General features: G+C 73.0%; 17 protein-coding genes. 2 read left to right on the top strand and 15 right to left on the bottom strand.

The window, feature by feature from the left end; genetic code table 11:
* Window positions 1–45: 45 nt before the first annotated feature.
* The 9 genes from RLT58_RS28510 to RLT58_RS28470 all read right to left on the bottom strand — a co-directional run bounded on the left by RLT58_RS28510 (window position 46) and on the right by RLT58_RS28470 (window position 10,985).
* A complete protein-coding gene (locus RLT58_RS28510) occupies window positions 46–1,242 on the bottom strand; it encodes a pseudouridine synthase (RefSeq protein WP_311313223.1) in 1,197 nt (398 codons plus the stop codon).
* Window positions 1,242–1,889, bottom strand: coding sequence for an SMC-Scp complex subunit ScpB (gene scpB / locus RLT58_RS28505; RefSeq protein WP_311313222.1), 648 nt, complete (start codon window positions 1,887–1,889; stop codon window positions 1,242–1,244). The genes RLT58_RS28510 and scpB overlap by 1 nt, the downstream gene beginning before the upstream one ends.
* A complete protein-coding gene (locus RLT58_RS28500; protein WP_311313221.1) occupies window positions 1,886–2,905 on the bottom strand; it encodes a segregation and condensation protein A in 1,020 nt (339 codons plus the stop codon). Before RLT58_RS28500 ends, scpB begins: the two co-directional genes overlap by 4 nt.
* Window positions 2,906–3,007: 102 nt before the next feature.
* Window positions 3,008–3,607, bottom strand: a complete 600-nt coding sequence (locus tag RLT58_RS28495) for a hypothetical protein (RefSeq protein ID WP_311314686.1) — start codon at window positions 3,605–3,607, stop codon at window positions 3,008–3,010.
* Window positions 3,604–4,722: a ParA family protein gene (locus RLT58_RS28490; RefSeq protein ID WP_311313220.1), complete on the bottom strand. Its 1,119-nt coding sequence runs from the start codon at window positions 4,720–4,722 to the stop codon at window positions 3,604–3,606. Before RLT58_RS28490 ends, RLT58_RS28495 begins: the two co-directional genes overlap by 4 nt.
* A 368-nt stretch (window positions 4,723–5,090) precedes the next feature.
* Window positions 5,091–6,206 carry an alanine dehydrogenase gene (gene ald / locus RLT58_RS28485; RefSeq protein WP_311314685.1) on the bottom strand — a complete coding sequence of 372 codons (1,116 nt, stop codon included), beginning with the start codon at window positions 6,204–6,206 and terminating at the stop codon, window positions 5,091–5,093.
* A gap of 143 nt (window positions 6,207–6,349) precedes the next feature.
* The gene (locus RLT58_RS28480) at window positions 6,350–8,413 is read right to left on the bottom strand and encodes a tetratricopeptide repeat protein (RefSeq protein ID WP_311313219.1); all 2,064 of its coding nucleotides are present in this window, start codon (window positions 8,411–8,413) and stop codon (window positions 6,350–6,352) included.
* Window positions 8,414–8,617: 204 nt separating this feature from the next.
* On the bottom strand, window positions 8,618–9,244 hold the full coding sequence (locus RLT58_RS28475) for an NUDIX domain-containing protein (protein ID WP_311313218.1): 627 nt from the start codon (window positions 9,242–9,244) through the stop codon (window positions 8,618–8,620).
* 85 nt (window positions 9,245–9,329) lie between these two features.
* Window positions 9,330–10,985 (bottom strand): CTP synthase, encoded by a 1,656-nt coding sequence (locus tag RLT58_RS28470; RefSeq protein ID WP_311313217.1) that lies wholly within the window; start codon window positions 10,983–10,985, stop codon window positions 9,330–9,332.
* A 405-nt stretch (window positions 10,986–11,390) separates the two neighbouring features.
* Between RLT58_RS28470 and RLT58_RS28465 the strand changes: the two genes are divergently transcribed.
* A complete protein-coding gene (locus RLT58_RS28465; protein WP_311314684.1) occupies window positions 11,391–13,193 on the top strand; it encodes a glycoside hydrolase family 15 protein in 1,803 nt (600 codons plus the stop codon).
* 55 nt (window positions 13,194–13,248) lie between these two features.
* On the opposite strand, the gene RLT58_RS28460 is transcribed toward RLT58_RS28465, so the two are convergent.
* On the bottom strand, window positions 13,249–14,151 hold the full coding sequence (locus RLT58_RS28460) for a sulfurtransferase (protein WP_311313216.1): 903 nt from the start codon (window positions 14,149–14,151) through the stop codon (window positions 13,249–13,251).
* Between the two features lie 175 nt (window positions 14,152–14,326).
* On the opposite strand from RLT58_RS28460, the gene RLT58_RS28455 reads away from it, so the two are divergent.
* Entirely contained in the window at window positions 14,327–15,952 is a 1,626-nt protein-coding gene (locus tag RLT58_RS28455) for a PucR family transcriptional regulator (RefSeq protein ID WP_311313215.1), read from the top strand.
* Between the two features lie 11 nt (window positions 15,953–15,963).
* Here the strand turns inward: RLT58_RS28455 and RLT58_RS28450 are convergent, their stop codons facing one another.
* The 5 genes from RLT58_RS28450 to RLT58_RS28430 form a co-directional block, all read right to left on the bottom strand.
* The gene (locus RLT58_RS28450; RefSeq protein ID WP_311313214.1) at window positions 15,964–17,061 is read right to left on the bottom strand and encodes a glycosyltransferase family 4 protein; all 1,098 of its coding nucleotides are present in this window, start codon (window positions 17,059–17,061) and stop codon (window positions 15,964–15,966) included.
* A 312-nt stretch (window positions 17,062–17,373) separates the two neighbouring features.
* The gene (recN, locus tag RLT58_RS28445) at window positions 17,374–19,119 is read right to left on the bottom strand and encodes a DNA repair protein RecN (RefSeq protein WP_311314683.1); all 1,746 of its coding nucleotides are present in this window, start codon (window positions 19,117–19,119) and stop codon (window positions 17,374–17,376) included.
* Between the two features lie 80 nt (window positions 19,120–19,199).
* Complete coding sequence (locus RLT58_RS28440) at window positions 19,200–20,105, bottom strand: NAD kinase (RefSeq protein ID WP_311313213.1); 906 nt, start codon at window positions 20,103–20,105, stop codon at window positions 19,200–19,202.
* Window positions 20,102–20,917: a TlyA family RNA methyltransferase gene (locus RLT58_RS28435; protein WP_311313212.1), complete on the bottom strand. Its 816-nt coding sequence runs from the start codon at window positions 20,915–20,917 to the stop codon at window positions 20,102–20,104. Before RLT58_RS28435 ends, RLT58_RS28440 begins: the two co-directional genes overlap by 4 nt.
* Before the next feature lie 7 nt (window positions 20,918–20,924).
* Window positions 20,925–21,230 (bottom strand): hypothetical protein, encoded by a 306-nt coding sequence (locus RLT58_RS28430; RefSeq protein WP_399131690.1) that lies wholly within the window; start codon window positions 21,228–21,230, stop codon window positions 20,925–20,927.
* Window positions 21,231–21,258: the final 28 nt, after the last annotated feature.

Below are 21,258 nucleotides of genomic sequence, written 5' to 3'. Positions count from 1 at the left end.
GGATCCGGGAACCGGCCGCGGGCCGTGATCGGTGGGGCGTGCGGTCTACAGACCGACCTCGCGCATCAGCATGCCCACTTCGGTGTTGGTGAGCCGGCGCAGCCAGCCCGACTTCTGGTCGCCCAGCGGGATCGGCCCGAACGACGTCCGCACCAGCCGCTCGACCGGGAAGCCGGCCTCGGCCAGCATCCGGCGGACGATGTGCTTGCGGCCCTCGTGGAGGGTCACCTCGACGAGGTAGTTCTTTCCGGTGTTCTCGACGACGCGGAAGTGGTCGGCGCGGGCGTACCCGTCCTCCAGCTGGATGCCGTCCTTGAGCCGCTTGCCCAGGTCGCGCGGGAGCGGGCCCTGGATGGCCGCCAGGTAGGTCTTCTTCACGCCGTACTTGGGGTGGGTGAGACGGTGGGCCAGCTCGCCGTGGTTGGTGAGCATGATGATGCCCTCGGTCTCGGTGTCCAGCCGGCCGACGTGGAAGAGACGCGTCTCACGATTGGTGACGTAGTCACCGAGGCACTGGCGGCCGTCCGGGTCCTCCATGGAGGAGACGACACCGGCCGGCTTGTTCAGCGCGAAGAACAGGTACGACTGGGTCGCGACGGTCAGCCCGTCGACCTTGATCTCGTCGTGGTGCACATCGACGCGCATGCCCTGCTCGACGACGATCTCGCCGTTCACCTCGACGCGGGACTGCTCGATCAGCTCCTCGCACGCGCGGCGCGAGCCCATGCCGGCCCGGGCGAGGACCTTCTGCAGCCGCTCGCCCTCCTGCTCGGCGCCCGGGTGGGTCTTGGGCGTCTTGATCTCCGGCTTGTCCGCGTACCGGTCGCGGTTGCGCTGCTCGATCTTGGCGTCCAGCTCGCGCGGGCGGGCCGGGGCGCCGTACGGCGCGCGCCGGCCGCTGCTCCGGGAACCGCTCTGCGGGCTCTTCGGACCGCCCTTGGCACCGCCTCGCGCGGCTGCACCGCGGCCCTTGCGGGTGCCGCCGTCGCCGCCCGGCTTGTCGTTGCCCACGTCGTAGCGGCGCTCCTCGGGGCGGGGCCGGCGGGGGCGCTGCTCCTGCTTGTCGTCGCGGCCGGACCCGGAGGTCCGGGGGTTCGGGTTGCTGTTCCTGCCGCTGCCGGTGTTGTTCCTGCTGCTCCGGCCGCCGCCGCTGCCACCGCCGCTGCCACCGCCCCTGCCGCCGCTCCTGCCGCCGCCGCTGCTACCGCTGCCGCTTCCGCTGTTCCTGCCACTGCTTCGCATCAAAAATCCGTCTTGTCGTCTGCGTGAGTATCCGGGGTGTCCGGTGCGTCCGGATCGAACGACGGCACACCCTCTAGCGTCTCAGCCTCGATCGCGTCCGCCTCGGGGAGGAAGGGCGCGAGCTCCGGGAGCTCATCCAGGCCGCGCAGGCCCATCCGCTCCAGAAAGTAGTTCGTCGTCCTGTACAGGATCGCACCTGTTTCGGGTTCCGCGCCCGCTTCCTCGACCAGGCCCCTCTGCAGGAGGGTCCGCATGACCCCGTCACAGTTCACTCCGCGCACCGCCGAGACCCTGGAACGGCTCACCGGCTGGCGGTACGCGACCACCGCGAGGGTCTCCAGCGCCGCCTGGGTGAGCCGGGCGTGCTGGCCGTCCAGCACGAAGCCCTCGACCGCCGCCGCGTACTCGGGCCGGGTGTAGAAGCGCCAGCCGCCCGCGACCAGCCTGAGGTCGAAGCCGCGCCGCTGCACCGTGTACTCGTCGGCCAGCTCCCGCAGCGCATCGGCCACCGCCCGCCGGGGCCGCGCCAGCACCTTGGCCAGGTGTTCCTCGGTGGCGGGCTCGTCGACGACCATCAGGACGGCCTCCAGCGCGGGCTTGAGGTCGAGGTCCGCGACGGCGGAGCCGGTGGGGTCCTGCTCGCTCATGGCGTCACTTCCTGTCGCTCGTCGCGCACGTCCGGTGCCTCCTGGTCGAACTCGTCCGTCACGGTGGGCTCGGCGCCCTCTCCCCCGGCCCAGCGCACCATGAGCTCGCCCAGCGCCTCGTCCTGGTCCAGGGCGACGGCCTTCTCCCGGTAGAGCTCCAGCAGGGCCAGGAAACGGGCGACGACGGTGAGGGTGTCCGGTGCGTCCTCGGTCAGCGCCCGGAAGCTCAGCTCGCCCGCCTCGCGCACCCGCGCCACCACGATCCCGGCCTGCTCGCGCACGCTGACCAGCGGGGCGTGGATGTGGTCGACGTACACCTGCGGCCTGGGCCTCGGCTGCATCGCCTTGACGGCCAGCCGGGCGAAGCCCTCCGCCCCGATGCTGATGACGACGTCCGGCAGCAGCTCGGCGTGGTGCGGCTCCAGCCCGACGGTACGGGGGAAGCGGCGGCCCTCCGATTCGAGACGGTCGCTGAAGATCTCGGCGATGCGTTTGTACGCGCGGTACTGGAGCAGCCGCGCGAAGAGCAGGTCCCGGGCTTCGAGCAGCGCCAGGTCCGCCTCGTCCTCGACCTCGGCGGCGGGCAGCAGCCGGGCGGCCTTCAGGTCCAGCAGCGTCGCCGCGACGACCAGGAACTCGGTCGTCTGGTCCAGGTCCCAGTCCGGCCCCATGGCCCGGATATGGGCCATGAACTCGTCGGTGACCTTGGACAGGGCGACCTCGGTCACATCCAGCTTGTGCTTGGAGATGAGCTGGAGCAGCAGATCGAAGGGCCCCTCGAAGTTCGCGAGCCGCACGGTGAACCGCCCGTCATCGGGCTCGGCGGCGGCCTCGGGCGGGCCTTCGGGCCCGGGCGCGGGCTCCTCCGGCGCGACGTCCGGAACGGGAGCGGATACGGGTACGGGCTCGGGCGCCGGCGTCGCGGGTCCGGGACCGGCCGCGCTGTCCCCGTGGCCCCCCGGCCCGCGGCCCAGCGGGCGGCGGGCGGTGCGGGCGGGCTGGTCGGGTGTCGGCATGGAGATCCAGGGTGCGGCGGGACTCGGCGGCGGGCGGCGGCCCGGACGGGAAGGGCCGAACCGGCGCGCCCCTCTCCGGGCAGGCTACCGGCGCCGCACCGCTCAGCGGCCGCGCAGCCGCCGTACGAGAATGCTCGCGTCGCCGCGCGACTCCAGGTCCGCGAGCACGACGGCGACCGCCTCGCGGACGATCCGGCCGCGGTCCACGGCCAGACCGTGCTCACCACGCAGCACGAGCCGCGCGTGTTCGAGGTCCATGAGTTCCTCGGCGGAGACGTAGACCGTGATCTTCTCGTCGTGGCGCTCCCGGCCGCTGGGCCGCCGGTTCGCCCCGCGGCCGCCGCCGCGCCTGCGCTGCTGCTGCACGACGGGGGCGGGCACCGGCTCCTGGGCGGACGGCTGCTGCGGGCGGCGCCCGGCCTGGGCGGCCACCGCGACCCGGCCGTTCTCACCGGCGCGGCTGCGCGAGTCGCCCGCGTCGGCGTCCGCCGCGGAGTGCTCCTCCCGCGCGGTGCGGGCCGCCGCGTCGGCGGGGGCCTCGGAGCCCTCCCCCGGCGCGTCCGCCCCGGGTTCGTTCTCGCCGGCCGGAGCGGGCACCCGGGCCTCGCCGTTCGCCTTGCGCCGCCGCTCCGCGGGGGACGAGGACTGCAGCCCCATCCCCCCGGTGGTACGGAACAGTTCGTCGGCCCCGGGCAGACTCACTCGGCGTGACACCGGGCGAGCACCTCCCTGGCGAGCTGGCGATAGGCGGCGGCACCGACCGAGTTGGATGCGTAGGTGGTGATGGGCTCACCGGCGACCGTGGTCTCCGGGAAGCGGACCGTGCGCCCGATGACCGTGTGGTAGACGTGATCGTCGAAGGCCTCGACGACGCGCGCCAGGACCTCACGGCTGTGCACCGTGCGGGAGTCGTACATGGTGGCGAGGATGCCGTCGAGCTCCAGGTCGGGGTTGAGCCGCTCCTGGACCTTCTCGATGGTCTCGGTGAGCAGCGCCACACCGCGCAGCGCGAAGAACTCGCACTCGAGCGGCACTATCACCTTGTGCGCGGCGGTCAGCGCGTTCACGGTGAGCAGGCCGAGCGAGGGCTGACAGTCGATCACGATGTAGTCGTAGTCGGCCATCAGCGGCTTCAGGGCGCGCTGGAGCGTGGACTCGCGGGCGACCTCGCTGACGAGCTGCACCTCGGCCGCGGAGAGGTCGATGTTGCTGGGCAGCAGGTCCATGTTGGGGACCGCGGTCTTGAGCAGGACCTCGTCGGCCGCCATGCCCCGCTCCATGAGCAGGTTGTAGACGGTGAGGTCGAGCTCCATCGGGTTGACGCCGAGGCCGACCGACAGGGCTCCCTGCGGGTCGAAGTCGACGAGCAGCACACGTCGTCCGTACTCGGCGAGCGCGGCGCCCAGGTTGATGGTCGACGTGGTCTTGCCGACGCCGCCCTTCTGGTTGCACATCGCGATGATCTTCGCGGGGCCGTGATCGGTCAGCGGGCCCGGGATCGGGAAGTAGGGCAGGGGCCGGCCGGTGGGGCCGATCCGCTCGCGGCGCTGCCGTGCGGCGTCGGGCGCGAGGGTGGCCGCGTACTCCGGATCGGGCTCGTACTCGGCGTCGGGGTCGTAGAAGTGCCCCTGGGGCGCTTCCTCGAAGTCGGCGAGGCGGGCGGTGTCCCGGCCGCTCTCGTTGCCGGCCATGGCGTTCACGTGTAGGCCGTCCATCATCTGGGGGGCTGTCGTCATGTGCTGGTGGGTGGAGAAGGTGCGGACAGCGACGGAGCCGACAGCCTCCAGCCCGTTCGGGCTCTGGCCCCGTGCAGGCATCCCTGGTTGAACACCCCCGGGAGTAAATGTCGACTCATTCACAAGTCGTCTTACCTCCTTGGACGTGACCAGGAAACTTATCGATAGGTCAGCGTGGCACCATGCCGACGATTGGCGACTCTATGGCGTGTCACCGGTCCGCAGCAACACAATCCGCCGGACCCGGCCCGATGTGTCGGCAATCGAACGCCCCGATGTCAAGGGCGCGCAACCCTCCGTGCACACTTTTCGCGGGTGCACGAATCGGTTAAACGGTTACGTTCGAGGCGAGTTGCGCGGGGCCCGGGGAGGGCCCGACACGCGTCCGGCCGGACCTTGCTCGGCAAGGTCCGGCCGGACGCGCGAGGTTGACCCGGAGGGTTGACCCGTCAGCCGATGAGCGTGCTCAGTTCGACGTGGTCGAGACCGTGCGCCTCGGCCACCTCGCGGTAAACGACCTGCCCGTCATGGGTGTTGAGGCCCTTGGCGAGTGCGGCGTCACGGCGCAGCGCGTCGGCCCAGCCCCGGTTCGCGAGCTCCACGATGTAGGGCAGCGTCGCGTTGGTGAGGGCGTACGTCGAGGTGTTGGGCACCGCGCCCGGCATGTTCGCGACGCAGTAGAAGACCGAGTCGTGAACCATGAAGGTCGGCTCGGCGTGCGTCGTCGGGTGCGAGTCCTCGAAGCAACCGCCCTGATCAATTGCAATGTCGACAAGTACACTTCCGGGCTTCATCTTGGCGACGAGCTCGTTGGTGACCAGCTTCGGGGCCTTCGCTCCGGGGATCAGCACGGCACCCACGACGAGGTCGGCCTCGACGACGGCCTTCTCCAGTTCGAAGGCGTTGGAGACGACCGTCTGCACCTTGGTGCCGAAGATCTTGTCGGCCTCGCGGAGCTTGTTGATGTCCTTGTCGAGCAGGGTGACGTGGAAGCCGAGGCCGACGGCGATCTGCGTGGCGTTCCAGCCGGAGACACCGCCGCCGATGACGACGGCGCGGCCGGCCGCCGTACCGGGGACGCCGCCGGGCAGCACACCGCGGCCGCCGACCGAGCGCATCAGGTGGTAGGCGCCGACCTGCGGGGCCAGCCGGCCCGCGACCTCGGACATCGGGGCGAGCAGCGGCAGCGCGCGGTTCGCGGTCTCGACGGTCTCGTAGGCGATGGCAGTGGTGCCGGACTCCAGCAGCGCGTCCGTGCACGCGCGGGAGGCGGCGAGGTGCAGGTACGTGAAGAGGGTCTGGCCCTTGCGCAGGCGGTGGTACTCCTCGGCGACCGGCTCCTTGACCTTCAGCAGCAGGTCGGCGGTGGCCCAGACCTCGTCGGCGGTGGGGAGGATCCGCGCACCGGCGGCGATGTACTCCTCGTCCGTGATGGACGAGCCGGCTCCGGCGTTCTCCTCGACGACGACCTGGTGGCCGTGGCGGACGAGCTCGTGCACACCGGCAGGCGTGATCGCCACGCGGAACTCGTTGTTCTTGACTTCGCGGGGGATGCCGACCTTCACGTCGATCACGGTCCTTGACTCAGAGGGTTGTCCGGACATGGCTGTACATACCCGGATATACGCAGCGTAAATGGAGACACCGCGAACACCCGCGGCAGAGCCAGTCTAATGAAGGGCTTCCCGCTGTCTAGCCTTACAAAGCATTAATTTTCTGTCGTCGCACTACGGATTTCGTAGGCTGCGCTCTCCTCGCCCAGCAATCTCTCGGCCGCACCCCTGTGCAGACCGGCCGCGGCGGGGTCGCCGAGGCGGTCGAGGGTGTCCGCGAGCCGGAGCTCCAGCGCGGCCTGCAACCGCAGGTCCTTGGCCCGCCGGGCCCACTCCACGGCCTCCCGGCAGGTCTGCAGCGACTCCTGCGGACGGCCCGCGTACTCCTGGACCCGGGCCACCTCGCTGAGCGCCCGCGCCTGGGCGGGCAGGTCGCCGAGCCTGCGGTGGCCCGCCGCCGCGGCCCGCCAGTTCCGCAGCGCCTCGCCGTACCGCCCGGCGTAGGTGTGGACGGTGCCGAGCCGCCCGTACAGACGCGCCTCGTCCGCCCGGTCACCCTGTGTGAGCCGCTGGGCGAGCGCCCGGCCGTACCAGTCGGAGGCCCGGTGGTAGTCGCCGAGCTCGGCGTAGGCGCCGCCGACGGATTCCATCGCGCGGCCGGTGGCGTACGGATCCTTCGCCTCCCGTCCGGCGTCCAGCGCGGCCCGGTAGCGGGCCAGCGCCTCCCGGGTCCGGCCGGTCCCCGCGTCCAGATCGGCGAGGTTGAGCAGCGCCGCGGCGCGTTCCCGGGGCAGCCCGCGCCGCTCGGCGACGGCCAGCACCAGGCCGTGCAGGGCGTACAGCTCGGGGGCGGCCGCCTCGGTGCCCTCGTGCACGGCCAGCGCCCGCACCAGTGCGGCGACCAACCGCCGTGCCAGGGTGTCCAGTTCACCGTCCTCGACGGCGATCCGGGCGGAGGCGAGCAGCGCGGGCCTGCGGATCCGCAGCCAGGCGGCGGCCGCCTCGGGAGCGGGGAAGCGCAGCGTGCGGGGCAGTCCGGCGAGCTTGCGCCGGGCCGGGGAGCCCTCGGGTTCGGTGACCGCCCGGCAAGACTGGAGCAGGCGCACGGTGCGCTCCAGCATCCGGGCGCGGGCGAGCTGGATCTCGGCGGGTCGGTCCCGGTCCTCCAGCAGCGCCCGCAGCAGTCCGGCGAGGCAGCCCGGCACCTCGTACTGCGGCTCCTCGGCCCCGTCGGCCCGCAGCAGGCCCAGCCGCACGAAGTCGTCGAGGGTGGTCCGGGCGGCCGAGACGGAGCAGCCGGCCAGCGCGGAGGCGGTGTGGGCGTCGGCGAGCCCGGCCGGGGCGAGGGAGAGCAGACGCAGTATCCGGGCGGCGGTCGGCGGCAGCGAGTCGTGGACCAGCCGGAAGGCGCGGGTCAGCGGACGGGCGCCGGCGGGCTGCTCGGGGTCGTCCGGCAGCTCCCGCAGCTGCTTGGTGACGTCGGCGACCGAGGCGGTCGGACGGGTGGCGAGCCAGCCGCCGATCATGACGAGTGCGGCGGGCTGCCCGCCGCACTCCTCGGCCAGCGTCTGGGCGGTCAGCGGGTCGACGGTGATCCTGACCTGTCCGATGGCCCGGGCCAGGAGCTCGACGGCGGAGCCCGCGTCCAGTCCGCCGAGGGTGCACGGCCGGACGCCGGGGATGCCGGTCAGCGGGCCCTGCGCGGTGGCGACGACCAGGCAGTCCGGGTTGTCCGGCAGCAGCGGGTCCACCTGTTCGGCGTCCGGGGCGTCGTCGAGCAGGAGGACGACCCGGCGTACGGCGAGGGCCTCGCGGACCATCTCGGACAGCTCGTCCGCGTCCGCGCCGGGGGGTCCCGTGATGCCGAGCCGGTCGAGGAGGTCGCGGGCGGCGCGTTCGGCGGGCACGGGGGCGCCCCCGGTCTCGGTGAGCCGGACGCGGACCGCGCCGTCGGGGTAGTCGCCCGTCTCCAGCAGCCGCCGGACGAGTTCGGCGGCGAGGGCGGTGCGGCCGGAACCGGGGCGCCCGGCGATCAGCAGGACGCGGGCCCGGCCGCTCCCGCGGCCGGCCATGGTGTCCAGTCCGGCCCGGTCGATGTCCTCGCGCAGTTCCTTCAACTCGCGCTCGCGGCCGAAGAACTGGGCTGGTTCGAAGGCGGCCGGCTCCTCGGTCCCCGCTGCCTCGGCCGGGCCGCTGGTGTCCACCGCCTGATCCGTCACGGGCCACGCTCCACTTCGCTGCACGCGTCGCCCTCCGGGACTCCGGTGAGGGCATTCAGAGCGTAGTTCAGACGGGTGGGCGAACCGGGTGGAGCGCGACGAGGGCGTCCCCCGATCGGATCAGCATCTTTTACGATCGGGCGGCGCGAGGGGGTGACCGCAAGAAAGCCGTCCGGCGGCTCCCCCGCGCGTCCCGACGGCCCGTCAGGCCTCGAACGGCCGGGCCGGCCAGGGCGCGTCGGCGGGCCGCAGCGCGTCGAGACCGTCACCCGCGCGAGCGGCGGTGAGCGCCAGGACGCCGACCACCAGGCAGCTGTTGTGCAGCTCGCCGGCGAGCACCCCTCGTACCAGCTCCTGGAGCGGCACCCTGGCCAGCTCCATGTCGGCCTCCTCCTCGGCGACCTCGAAGCGCTCGCCCTCCGCCTCCGAGAGGTCGCGGGCGAGGAAGATCCGTACGGCCTCGTCGCAGCCGCCCGGCGTCGTGTAGATGTCGGTCAGCACCCGCCAGTCCTCGGCCTTGACGTGCGCCTCCTCGTAGAGTTCCCGCTGCACGGCGTGCAGCGGGTTCTCACCGGGCACGTCCAGGAGTCCGGCCGGGACCTCCCACAGCTTGTGGCGCACCGGGTGGCGGTACTGGCGCAGGACGAGGACCCGGTCCTCGTCGTCGATCGCGAGGACGGCGACGGAGCCGGGGTGGACCTGGTAGTCACGGCCGTGGACGGATCCGTCGGGCATCACCACCTGGTCGGTGCGGACGCTGGTCTTCTTGCCGGTGAAGGGCGTGACGGTCTCGGTGACCTGCCACTCCTCCGGCGTGTCCTGGATAGCCATGTGCGTCCTCCCGCGTGCAGACCGAAAAACCGGGGCACGGCACCCGTGAAGGAGCCGTACCCCGGTCAACCGTAATGCCTCGGAACTACTCGGCCGCGCCGACCTTGCGCGCGACGGCCGCCTTCACCAGGCCCGCGAAGAGCGGGTGCGGGCGGGTCGGGCGGGAGCGCAGCTCCGGGTGCGCCTGGGTGGCGACCAGGTAGGGGTGGACCTCGCGCGGGTACTCGACGTACTCGACCAGCTTGTTGTCCGGGGAGGTGCCGGAGAAGACCAGGCCGGCCTTCTTCTCCAGCTCGCCGCGGTAGGCGTTGTTGACCTCGTAGCGGTGGCGGTGGCGCTCCTCCACGTACGGCTCGCCGTCGTAGGCCTCGCGCACGAGCGAGCCCTCGGCGAGCTTCGCCGGGTAGAGGCCGAGCCGCATGGTGCCGCCCAGGTCGCCCGCGCCCTCGACGAACGCGAGCTGCTCCTCCATCGTCGAGATGACGGGGTGCGAGGTGGCGGCGTCGAACTCGGTGGAGTTGGCGTCGGGGATCTCGGCGAGGTTGCGGGCCGCCTCGATCACGATGCACTGGAGGCCGAGGCAGAGGCCGAGCAGCGGGATCCTGTTCTCGCGGGCGTAGCGGATGGCGCCGACCTTGCCGTCGACCCCGCGCTCGCCGAAGCCGCCGGGGATGCAGACCGCGTCCACGTCGCCGAGGTGCTCGGTGGCACCGGCGGGGGTCCGGCAGTCGTCGGAGGTGACCCACTTGACCTTGACGCGGGCCTTGTTGGCGAAGCCGCCGGCCCGGATGGCCTCGGTGACCGAGAGGTAGGCGTCGGGAAGGTCGATGTACTTGCCGACGAGCGCGACCGTGACCTCGTGGTCGGGGTTGTGGACGCGGTCCAGCAGGTCGTCCCAGGTGGTCCAGTCGACGTCGCGGAACGGCAGGTCGAGCTTGCGCACGACATAGGCGTCCAGGCCCTCGGTGTGCAGCACCTTGGGGATGTCGTAGATCGACTTGGCGTCGATCGCGGCGACGACCGCGGCCTCGTCGACGTCGCACATCAGCGAGATCTTGCGCTTGATGGATGTCGGGACCTCGCGGTCGGCTCGCAGCACGATCGCGTCCGGCTGGATACCGATGTTGCGCAGAGCCGCCACGGAGTGCTGGGTGGGCTTGGTCTTCAGCTCGCCGGAGGGGCCGATGTAGGGCAGCAGCGAGATGTGCACGACGAAGACGTTGTCCCGGCCGACCTCGTGACGGACCTGGCGGACCGTCTCCAGGAAGGGCAGCGACTCGATGTCGCCGACCGTGCCGCCGACCTCGGTGATGACGACGTCGACGTCGTCGGTGGCCATGCGGCGGATGCGGTGCTTGATCTCGTTGGTGATGTGCGGGATGACCTGCACGGTGTCACCGAGGTACTCGCCGCGCCGCTCCTTGGCGATGACCTGCGAGTAGACCTGGCCAGTGGTGACGTTGGCCGAGCCGTCGAGGTCCACGTCGAGGAAGCGCTCGTAGTGGCCGATGTCCAGGTCGGTCTCGGCGCCGTCGTTGGTGACGAACACCTCGCCGTGCTGGAACGGGTTCATCGTGCCCGGGTCGACGTTCAGATACGGGTCGAGCTTCTGCATGGTGACCCGGAGGCCGCGCGCCTTGAGCAGGGCACCGAGGCTGGAGGCAGTCAGACCCTTGCCGAGGGAAGAGGCGACACCCCCGGTGACGAAGATGTGCTTGGTCGTCGTGGATGTGGGCTGCATAGCCAAAGGGGGCTCCCGTGGTCGCGATCGTGAGGTGCGTGTCGGCGTTGCCGTCCGGAGATTCCGGAGATGCCGTCGCTGCGGTTCGGGGGCCTCGTCTGCTCTCGCCGACGACCACCGGTCCACGGGCTACCAGGGTATCAGCGACAAAGGGAGCCTGCTTCCGGCCACACCCGGCACACGAGCCTCACACAATCTCCCCATGCCGCTCGCGCCCCACTCGATCGGCTCAGCCCAGTTGGCGAGAGCGTCGCGCGGATCACCCAGGTGCGTCGTATCCTGCTCGGACACTCGCTCGGGCGAGGTATGAGCTCGCAGGTTCCCCCACATCAACCCCTTGCAACGACCTCTTGACCCGCAGTAAGCGCCCCACGGGGCGACATGGCCGTTCGACTGGAGATGCACGTGGCCGGGCGCATCGAGGATTACGCACTCATCGGAGACATGCAGACCGCAGCCCTGGTCTGCCGGGACGGCACAGCAGACTGGCTGTGCCTGCCCCGCTTCGACTCACACGCCGTGTTCGCGGGGCTGCTGGGCACCGAGGAGCACGGCTTCTGGCGCCTGGGTCCGGCGCGTCCGCAAGGGGCCGAACCGCCCTCGGCGGACCGCCGCCGCTATCGCGGCGACTCACTGATCCTGGAATCGGAGTGGGACACGCCGCGCGGCACGGTCCGGGTGACCGACTTCATGCCTCCGCGTGACGGCGCGCCGCAGCTGATCCGGATCGTGGAGGGCGTCAGCGGCCGGGTGCCGATGCGCTCGGAGCTGCGGATGCGGTTCAGCTACGGGCGCGTCACCCCGTGGGTGCACAAGGTGGACGGCCGTACGGTCGCCGTGGCCGGCCCGGACTCCGTCTGGCTGGACACCGCCGCCGACACGTTCGGCGAGAACCTGACGACGTACTCCGACTTCACCGTCGCCCCCGGCGACCGGATCGCGTTCACCATCAGCTGGCAGCCCTCGCACCGCGAGCCGCCCGCGCTCCCGGACCCGGAGGGTTCGCTGGAGGCGACGGAGGACTTCTGGCGCGAGTGGGTCGAGCAGTGTACGTACCACGGCCCCTACCGCGAGGCCGTGGTCCGCTCGCTGATCACGCTGAAGGCGCTGACGTACGCGCCGACCGGCGGCATCGTCGCCGCGCCGACGACCTCGCTGCCCGAGGACATCGGCGGCTCCCGCAACTGGGACTACCGCTACACCTGGCTGCGCGACGCCGCCATCACCCTGTCCTCGCTGCTGCGCACCGGCTACCGCGAGGAGGCCCGTGCCTGGCGCGAGTGGCTGCTGCGGGCGGTCGCCGGCGACCCCGAGAACCTGCAGATCATGTACGGGATCGCGGGCGAGCGGGAGCTGGGCGAGGCCGAGCTCGAATGGCTGCCGGGGTACGAGAACTCCGGCCCGGTCCGGGTGGGCAACGGCGCGGCGGGCCAGCTCCAGCTGGATGTGTACGGCGAGGTCACCGAGGCCCTGCACCTGGCCCATATGACCGGGCTGACGCGCAACGACTACGCCACCGGTCTCCAGCTCAGGCTGATCTCCTACCTGGAGAAGCACTGGGACGAGCCGGACGAGGGCATCTGGGAGGTGCGCGGGCCGCGCCGGCACTTCGTGCACTCCAAGGTGATGGCCTGGGTCGCCGTCGACCGCACGATCAAGCTCATCGAGTCCGGCGACACGGACGGCCCGCTGGAGAGGTGGCGCGAGCTGCGCGACGACATCCACCGCGACGTCTGCGAGCGGGGCTACGACAAGGAGCGCAACACCTTCACCCAGTCCTACGGGTCGAAGGAGCTCGATGCCTCGCTCCTGCTGATTCCGCAGATGGGCTTCCTGCCGCCCGACGACAAGCGGGTCATCGGCACGATCGAGGCGATCCAGCGGGAGCTGTCCACCGAGGACGGCTTCGTGCTCCGCTACCCGACCTCGGGCGACGACGCGGGGGTGGACGGGCTGGAGGGCGACGAGGGCGCGTTCCTGGCGTGCTCGTTCTGGCTGGCGGACGACCTGGCGATGATCGGCCGGGTCGACGAGGCCCGCCGGCTCTTCGAGCGCCTGCTGTCCCTGCGCAACGACCTGGGCCTGCTCGCCGAGGAGTGGGACGCCCGGCTCCAGCGCCAGGTGGGCAACTTCCCGCAGGCGTTCAGCCATGTGCCGCTGATCGACACGGCCCTGCGGCTGACCGCGAGCGGGGCGTACGTGGGCTGACGGCGAGGCCGCGGGCGCTGTCGGGCTCCCGCGGCCCGCCCGTCCGGCGCCCGTCTCAGAGGGTGTCCGGGTCAGGTGTGTCCGGGCCCGTCACCACCGGGCGGCCCCCCGAGGGCAGCCCCCACTCGCTCCACGACCCGTCGTACACCGCCGGCTCGCGGTATCCGGCCAGCGCGGCGCCCAGCGTCAGGACGCAGGCGGTGACCCCCGACCCGCAGCTGAAGAACAGCCGTTCCCGCTCACCGGCCAGGGCGGCGAACACCGCACGCAGCTCCGCCGGGGGCCGCATCCGGCCCCCGTCCTGGAGTTCACCGAAGGGCAGGCTCACCGCCCCGGGCATATGGCCGCCCCGCAGCCCCGCGCGCGGCTCCGGAGCCGTTCCGAGAAAACGCTCCGCCGTCCTCGCGTCGAACACGGCCGCCGCCGGGTCGGCCAGGGCCGCCGCCACCTCGTCGGCGCCGACGATCATCCCGGGCCGGGGCACGGCCGTGAAGCCGCCGGGCGGCGGGGCGGCGGGCACGCCGCTCTCCGTCGGCAGTCCGGCGGCGGTCCAGGCGGGCAGCCCGCCGTCGAGGACCGCGACCCGGTCGAAGCCCATCGCCCGGAGCATCCACCAGGCGCGGGCGCTGGAGTAGATCCCCACCGCGTCGTAGACGACGACCGTGTCCCCGTCGTGGAGACCGAGCGCCCGCATCCCTTCGGTGAACCGGGCCGCGTCGGGCATCGTGTGCGGCAGGGGCGAGGCGGGGTCGGAGAGCGCCCCGTCGATGTCGAAAGGCCGGGCCCCGGCGATCCGCGTCGCGGCGCCCCGGTGCGCGCCGACCGAGGCGTCGCACACCAGCAGTCCCGGCGCACCCAGCCGCTCCGCGAGCCAGTCGACGCCGACCAGCGGGCCCGGCGGCGCATCCACGGCCCCGTGGCCGCCCCGGTCCCCGTACGGCGCCACTTCCTCGCCCATGTTCACTCCCCCACTCGACGGCCACAGGATTTTCAAGATCGCAGCGGGGTCCCGGGCCTGTCAACGGCGTACGGCCCCGACGAGGCCGTACGCGCTCCGGGCCGGTACCTTCCTGAACAGGGCGACCGCAGCGGAGCGGCCGTCCGGTCCGATGCGAAGGGCGAGGCCGGAGCCAGTGGAGACCCAAGGCGGCATCACCGTGCAGCGAGCGCTGGAGCTGCCGGGGCTGCGCAGCGGACTCCCCGAGGTGGTCTCGGGCGCCGACCGGCTCGGCCGCACCGTGCGCTGGGTGCACGCGGGCGAGGTCCCCAACATCGCGTCGCTGCTCAAGGGCGGCGAGCTGCTGCTCACCACGGGTCTGGGGCTCGGCACCCGCCCGGCCGAGCAGCGGGCCTTCGTCCGCAGGCTCGCCGACCGGGGCATCGCCGCACTCGTGGTGGAGCTGGGTCCGCGCTTCGGCCGGCTGCCCGCCTCGATCGTGGACGCCGCCCGCGCGGCCGGGCTCCCGCTGGTGCAGCTGCACCGGGAGGTGCCGTTCGTGACGGTGACGGAGGAGATCCACACCGAGATCGTCAACGGCCACTACGCGCTGCTGCGGCAGGCCGAGGACGTCCACCGGCGCTGCACGGAGGCGCTGCTCGGCGGTGGCGGGGTGCCCCAGGTCCTCGGCATCCTGGCGGACTTCACGGCCAACCCGGTCTTCCTGGAGACGGCGGACGGCCAGCTGCTGTACGCGGCGGGCACCGAGGGGGGCCCGGTCTCCGCCGATCCGCTCCAGGTGTGGGACGGGATGCGCGGCGGCCGGGCGGCCCGCGAGTCGCCGCCGGCGGGCGCGGTGCTGGTGGATGTGCCGGGCGGCGGCCCCGGGACGGGCTCGGTGCGGGCCCGGCTGGTGCTGCTGGCCGTGGACGCGCCGCTGATGCCGGTGCACCGGATGGCGGCGGAGCGGGCGGCGGGCATTCTCGCCGTCGTGCTGATGCAGGCCCGGCAGGAGGAGGAGCTGGCAGCGCGCGGCCGGGGCGACTTCCTGACGGACCTCGCGGAGGGCCGGATCACCCCCGAGGACGCACCGGCGCAGGCCCGGGTGCTGGGCTTCAAGCCGGGCGAGCTGCCGCTGCTGCCCGTGGTGATGCGGCTGGCCCCGGAGCTGTCCCCGTCAGGCAACTGGGCGCTGCTGGCGCGCGCGGTCCTGGAGGAGCTGTCCTCGGTCGGGGTGCCGGTGCTGCTCGGAGTGCGCCCGGTGGAGGGCCGGGTGCCGCTGCTGCTGGGGCTGCGCTCGGAGTCGGAGCGCACGGCGGTGGCCGACCGGGTCGCCGCCGCGCTGCGCGCCGGGGTGGCGCGGGCCGGTCTGGAGCGGGCCGGCTCCCATCCGCCGGTCGTGGTGGTCGGGGTGACGGGCGGCTGGGCAGTGGCCGGGGCCGGGCTGCGGCATGCGGCGGAGACGGCCACAGCGGCCCAGGGGCTGGACGACCGGCCCTGGTACGACGCCCGGCGGCTGGACATCGACCTGCTGCTGTGGCGGCTGCGGGACCATCCGGACCTGGCGGCGTTCGTGGAGCGGGCGATCGGTCCGCTGCGCGACCACGACCGCACCTCGCGCCCTGCCCTGCTGCCGACGCTGGAGACCTATCTCGCCCATGCGGGCCGCAAGGCGGAGACGGCGCGCGAGCTGCATCTGAACCGTCAGACGCTGTACAACCGGCTGGCCCGCATCGGTGAGCTGCTCGGCACCGACCTGGACGACCCGCAGGCCGTCCTCGCCCTCAGCCTGGCCCTGCGCGCCCGCCGCCACGCCACATGAGCGCCGAGGGCTCAGTGGCCGCGCGCCGCCGCCCGTGGCTGGACCAACTCGTCGTACACGCTGAGGACCTGGGCGATCGTGTCGTCCTCGGTCGGCCAGCTCGCCGCCTGCCGGAGCCCGGCGGCGGCCAGCCGCTCCCGGGCGGCCGGGTCGCCGAGCAGCCGGGCCACGGCCCGCGCGAGCGCCTCCGCGTTCCCGTACGGCACCAGTTCCGCGGCGTCGCCGACGAGTTCGGGCACTCCGCCGACCGCCGTGGCCACCAGCGGCACCCCGCGCCGCAGGGCCTCCTGGGCCACCAGTGAGCGGGACTCCCAGCGGCTGGGCAGGACGGCCAGGTCGGCGGCGGCCAGCAGTCCCGCGGCGTCGTCGCGGCTGCCGATCAGGGCGACGGGCAGGTCCTCCGCCTTGATCCGGCGCTGCAGGGCGGCCCGCTCCCGCCCCTCACCCGCGACGACGACCAGGGGCACGGGGTCGAGTCCGCGCCATACGCGTGCCGCGTCGAGCAGGGTGCCGTAGCCGTGGTGCGGGACGAGACTGCCCACCGCCACGATCAACGGCCGCTCCACCGCGCCCAGTTCGGCCCGCACCTTGTCGGCGGGGTCCGCCTCGGCAACGGAGGGGGCGGGCGAGGCGACGGGCCCGAGCCGGGCGTCGCGCGCGCCCCGGCGGCGCGCCCGGTCCACCAGGTCCGATGACGTGCCGAGCACAACCGCCGCCGCGCGGACGGCCCTTCGCTCCAGCAGATGCAGCAGCCGGCGGCGGGCACCCTCGGCGTGGGCCCGGGTGTGCCAGGTGACGACGAGCGGGGTGCGGCGGCCGCCGAGCGCCAGAGCGGCCCGTACGGCGGCGTGCAGTCCGTGCGCGTGGACGATGTCCGCGCCCGTGCAGGCGGCGCGCAGCGCGGCGACGGCCGCGGGATCGCTGCGCCGGGGGACGGGCGCGAAGGACGCCCCCGAGACGGCGAAGTCGTAGGCGCGGTCCAGCCCGGCCGGCGCGCAGACGGTGACCTGCACCCCTCTGGCGACCAGTCCGGCGGCCAGCGAACCGACATGGGCGCTGCTGCCCGCGCTGCCGCCGCCGAGCACTTGGACCGTACGCAGCTGTGACACGTTGAATGGCTCCCGGGGATCCCGAGTAGACGGTGTGAACACCGCCAAGGATGCCAGCCCGTACGCACGTTCCGGCACGGCCGAACCGTTACGCCGGTGCGCATCGCAACAAACCGGGCGCGGTGCACCACCCGCACGGGTGAAAAAGTGTGCGGCTCTGCGACGCACGTACGCCGGGAGCGGTACGGGGACACGGGGACGGCCGGGGCCCGTCCCGCACCCCGGCCGTCCCCGTACGTGTCCTAGGGCATGTCGTGGAACTGGCGTCGTTGCCCGAAGGGCGGCCGGGCGGCGTCAGTTCGACGACACGCCCTAGCCGTCCGCGCGCGCCGTCTCCAGCAGTTCCTCCGCGTGGGCCCGGGCGGTCTCGGAGTCCTCCTGGCCGGCGAGCATCCGGGACAGTTCCCGCACCCGGTCCTCGCCCTCCAGGACGGTGACCCCGCTCCTGGTCACCGAGCCGTCCACGGTCTTCTCGACCAGCAGCTGACGGTCGGCGAACGCGGCGACCTGGGGCAGGTGGGTGACGACCACGACCTGGGCCGACCTGGCGAGCTTCGCGAGCCGCCGCCCGACCTCGACGGCCGCCTTGCCGCCGACGCCCGCGTCGACCTCGTCGAAGAGGTAGGTGGGCACGGGGTCCGAGCCGGCGAAGACCACCTCGACGGCGAGCATCACCCGGGACAGCTCACCGCCCGATGCGCCCTTGGCGATCGGCCGGGGCTGGGCGCCGGGGTGCGGAGCCAGCAGGAGTTCGACCTCGTCGGCGCCGGACGGCCCGTAGGCCACGTTGCGTCCGCCGATCTCGATGCCGGACGCCTCGTCCGCCGCGTCGGTCTGCCGGATGTCGAAGGAGACCCGGGCGTGCGGCATGGCGAGGGAGGCCAGCTCCTCGGTCACCGCGTCGGCGAACAGCGCCGCCGCCGCGGTCCTGGCGTCGGTCAACGCCTGGCCGAGCCCGGAGAGTTCGGCGCGCAGCGCGTCCCGCTCCGCGGTCAGCTCGCCGATCCGGTCGTCGTCGCCCTCCAGCTCGGTGAGCCGGGCGGCCCCCTCCTCGGCCCAGGCCAGGACGGCGGTGATGTCCGCCCCGTACTTGCGGGTGAGGCCGGTGAGCGCGGCGCGCCGCTCCTCGACCGCGGCGAGCCGCAGCGGGTCGGAGTCCAGCTGGTCCGCGTACCCGGACAGTTCGCCCGACACATCGGCGAGCAGGATCGAGATCTCACCGACCCGGTCGGCGAGCGCGGCGAGCGCCGGATCATGGGCGCGCACCCCGTCCAGCGCCTGTCCGGCCGCCGCCACGACGGTCGTCGCGTCGACGGCCTCGGGGTCCTCGGGGTTGCCGGCCAGCGCGGTGTGCGCGAGCGCGGCGGCGGAGGCGAGGGCGTCGGCGTGGCCGAGGCGCTGGGCCTCTGCGGCCAGCTCGGTGTCCTCGCCGGGCAGCGGCTCGACGGCGGCGATCTCGTTCAGCCCGAAGCGCAGCAGATCGGCTTCCTGGGCGCGTTCGCGGGCGCGCGTCGTGAGTTCGTCGAGCTCGCCCGCGACATCGCGCAGCCGCCGGTAGGCCGCCGCGTACATGGACAGGGGCACGGCGACTCCGTCACCGGCGTACCGGTCGAGGGCCTGCCGCTGCCGGGCCGGCTTGAGGAGCCCCTGCTGATCGGTCTGGCCGTGCACGGCGACGAGTTCGTCGGCGAGTTCGGACAGCACACCGACCGGCACCGATCTGCCGCCCAGATGCGCCCGGGAGCGCCCTTCGGCGGAGACGGTACGGCTGATGAGCAGCGCACCGTCCTCGATCTCGGCCCCGGCCTCCTCGGCCCGCAGCGCCACCGCGTCGCCCTCGGCCACCGTGATCCGGCCCTCGACGACGGCGGCCTTGGCGCCGATCCGCACCAGGGCGGGGTCGGCGCGACCGCCGAGCAGCAGCCCCAGGCTGGTGACGACCATGGTCTTGCCCGCGCCGGTCTCGCCCGTCACCGCGGTGAAACCGGGTGACAGCTCCACCACCGCGTCGTCGATGACTCCGAGCGACCGTATCCGCATCTCCTCCAACACGCACATGACCATACGAGGTTTCGTGGCCCGCGTGCACACGGGTCGCGGTCACGGCGCCGGATCGGCCGCTGCGGAAAGCCGCCGGGTCAGTGCGGCGCGCCCCGCCACCCCGACACCGGCAGGGCGAACTTGGCCACCAGCCGGTCCGTGAACGACGCCTGGTGCAGCCGGGCCAGCCGGACGGGCACGGCACCGCGCCGCACCTCGACGCGCGCCCCGGAGGGCAGCTCCACGGTCCTGCGCCCGTCGCACCACAGCACCCCGTGCGGGGTGTGCGGCTGGACCTCGACGGCGAGCACCGAGGTCGGCGAGGTCACCAGCGGCTTGGCGAACAGCGCGTGGGCGCTGATCGGGACCATCAGCAGGGCCTCGACCTCGGGCCAGACGACCGGGCCGCCGGCCGAGAAGGCGTACGCGGTCGAGCCGGTGGGCGTCGCGCACACGATGCCGTCGCAGCCGAACCCGGTCACCGGCCGGCCGTCGATCTCCAGGACGACCTCGAGCATCCGCTCGGGCGACACCTTCTGCACGGCCGCCTCGTTGAGCGCCCAGTCGGTGTGGACGACGGTGCCGTTGCTGTGCACGATGACGTCGATCGTCATGCGTTCCTCGACGGTGTACGCGCGGGTGACGACCCGGTCGACGACCTTGTCGAGGTCGTCGCGCTCGGCCTCGGCGAGGAAGCCGACCCGGCCGAGGTTGACGCCGAGCATCGGTACCCCGGAGGCGCGCGAGAGTTCGGCGCCGCGCAGCAGTGTCCCGTCGCCGCCCAGCACGATCAGGAGCTCACAGCCGTTCACCGCCTCGGGCGTGGCATCGGTGACGGTCTCGACGGAGGCCGGCAGCGGCAGATCGGCCGCTTCCGTCGCCAGGACGCGTACGCCCAGGCCGCTGCGGAGCAGCCCCTGGACGACGAGTTCGGCGCTGCGGATCGCGGCCGGCCGGCCGGTGTGCGCCAAAAGGAAGACTGTTCGTGCCGCATTCGTCGTCAACGAGGCCCCTCCGCCACTGCACGGTCGACTTCTGCGGGATCCAGTTCCGGTGCTCCGGCCCGCAGCCACAGAAAGTACTCGACATTCCCCGACGGCCCGGGCAGCGGGCTCGCCGTCACACCCCGGACCCCCAGGCCCAGCGCCCAGGCCCGCCGGGCCACCTCCCGTACCGCTTCGGCACGCAGCTCGGGGCTGCGCACCACTCCGCCGCTGCCGAGCCGCTCCTTGCCGACCTCGAACTGCGGCTTGACCATGAGGACCAGGTCCGCGTCGGGGGCGGCGCAGCGGGCGAGGGCGGGCAGGACGAGCCCGAGCGGGATGAACGACAGATCGCCCACCACCAGGTCCACCGCCTCGCCGTCGATCGCCTCCAGGGTCAGTTCCCGCACGTTGGTACGGTCCTTGACCACGACGCGTTCATCGGACTGGAGCGACCAGGCGAGCTGTCCGTAGCCGACGTCCACGGCGAGCACCCGGGAGACCCCGGCCCGCAGCAGCACGTCGGTGAACCCGCCGGTCGAGGCCCCGGCGTCCAGCGCGCGCCGCCCCGCCACCTTCAGCCCGAGCGGGACGAAGGCGGCGAGGGCGCCGGCCAGCTTGTGGCCGCCGCGCGAGACGTACTCGGGGTCGCTGTCGTCCTTGGTGACGACGACCGCGGCGCTCGTCTCGACCTGGGTGGCCGGTTTGGTCGCGGTGTTGCCGCCGACGGTCACCCGGCCCGCCGCGATCAGCTGGCTGGCGTGCTCGCGCGAGCGGGCGAGCTTTCGGCGTACCAGCTCGGCGTCGAGACGGCGACGGGCGACTCCTGCCACGTTCGGTTCAGCTCCTGTTGTTGTACGAGTCGGTGTACGGGGGCGCGGGGGCGGGCGCCGGCCGGGCGTCCAGCGCGGTCAGCGTGTCCCGCAGGCCCCGGTGTACATCCTCGTACACCTCGATGTGTCCGTCCGCCGGGAGGTGGTCGGCGTCGGCCAGCCGCTCCAGGTGCGCGTCCACCCCGGCGTCGCCCGTGGGAGCGCGTACGACCCCGAGGGGCGCGGGGGCGGCGGGCTCGCGCGGTGTCTCCACCGGGGGCGGCGCCGCCTCGTCGGCCTCGCTCACGTCGTTCACGTCGCTCACGTCGTCCATGCGGAAACGCTACCGCGAAGGGCTGGGG

The sequence above is a fragment of the Streptomyces sp. ITFR-16 genome (genome assembly GCF_031844705.1).
GTDB lineage: Bacteria > Actinomycetota > Actinomycetes > Streptomycetales > Streptomycetaceae > Streptomyces.
This window is presented reverse-complemented; position numbering and strand designations above follow the sequence as displayed.

Bases quoted from the DNA above. Each gene is read 5' to 3' on its own strand.
- RLT58_RS28510 (WP_311313223.1), bottom strand. From the start codon at position 1,242: ATGCGAAGCAGTGGCAGGAACAGCGGAAGCGGCAGCGGTAGCAGCGGC.
- RLT58_RS28490 (WP_311313220.1), bottom strand. From the start codon at position 4,722: ATGCCTGCACGGGGCCAGAGCCCGAACGGGCTGGAGGCTGTCGGCTCC.
- RLT58_RS28470 (WP_311313217.1), bottom strand. From the start codon at position 10,985: ATGCAGCCCACATCCACGACGACCAAGCACATCTTCGTCACCGGGGGT.
- RLT58_RS28460 (WP_311313216.1), bottom strand. From the start codon at position 14,151: ATGGGCGAGGAAGTGGCGCCGTACGGGGACCGGGGCGGCCACGGGGCC.
- recN (WP_311314683.1), bottom strand. From the start codon at position 19,119: ATGTGCGTGTTGGAGGAGATGCGGATACGGTCGCTCGGAGTCATCGAC.
- scpB (WP_311313222.1), bottom strand. From the start codon at position 1,889: ATGAGCGAGCAGGACCCCACCGGCTCCGCCGTCGCGGACCTCGACCTC.
- RLT58_RS28500 (WP_311313221.1), bottom strand. From the start codon at position 2,905: ATGCCGACACCCGACCAGCCCGCCCGCACCGCCCGCCGCCCGCTGGGC.
- RLT58_RS28430 (WP_399131690.1), bottom strand. From the start codon at position 21,230: ATGGACGACGTGAGCGACGTGAACGACGTGAGCGAGGCCGACGAGGCG.
- RLT58_RS28475 (WP_311313218.1), bottom strand. From the start codon at position 9,244: ATGGCTATCCAGGACACGCCGGAGGAGTGGCAGGTCACCGAGACCGTC.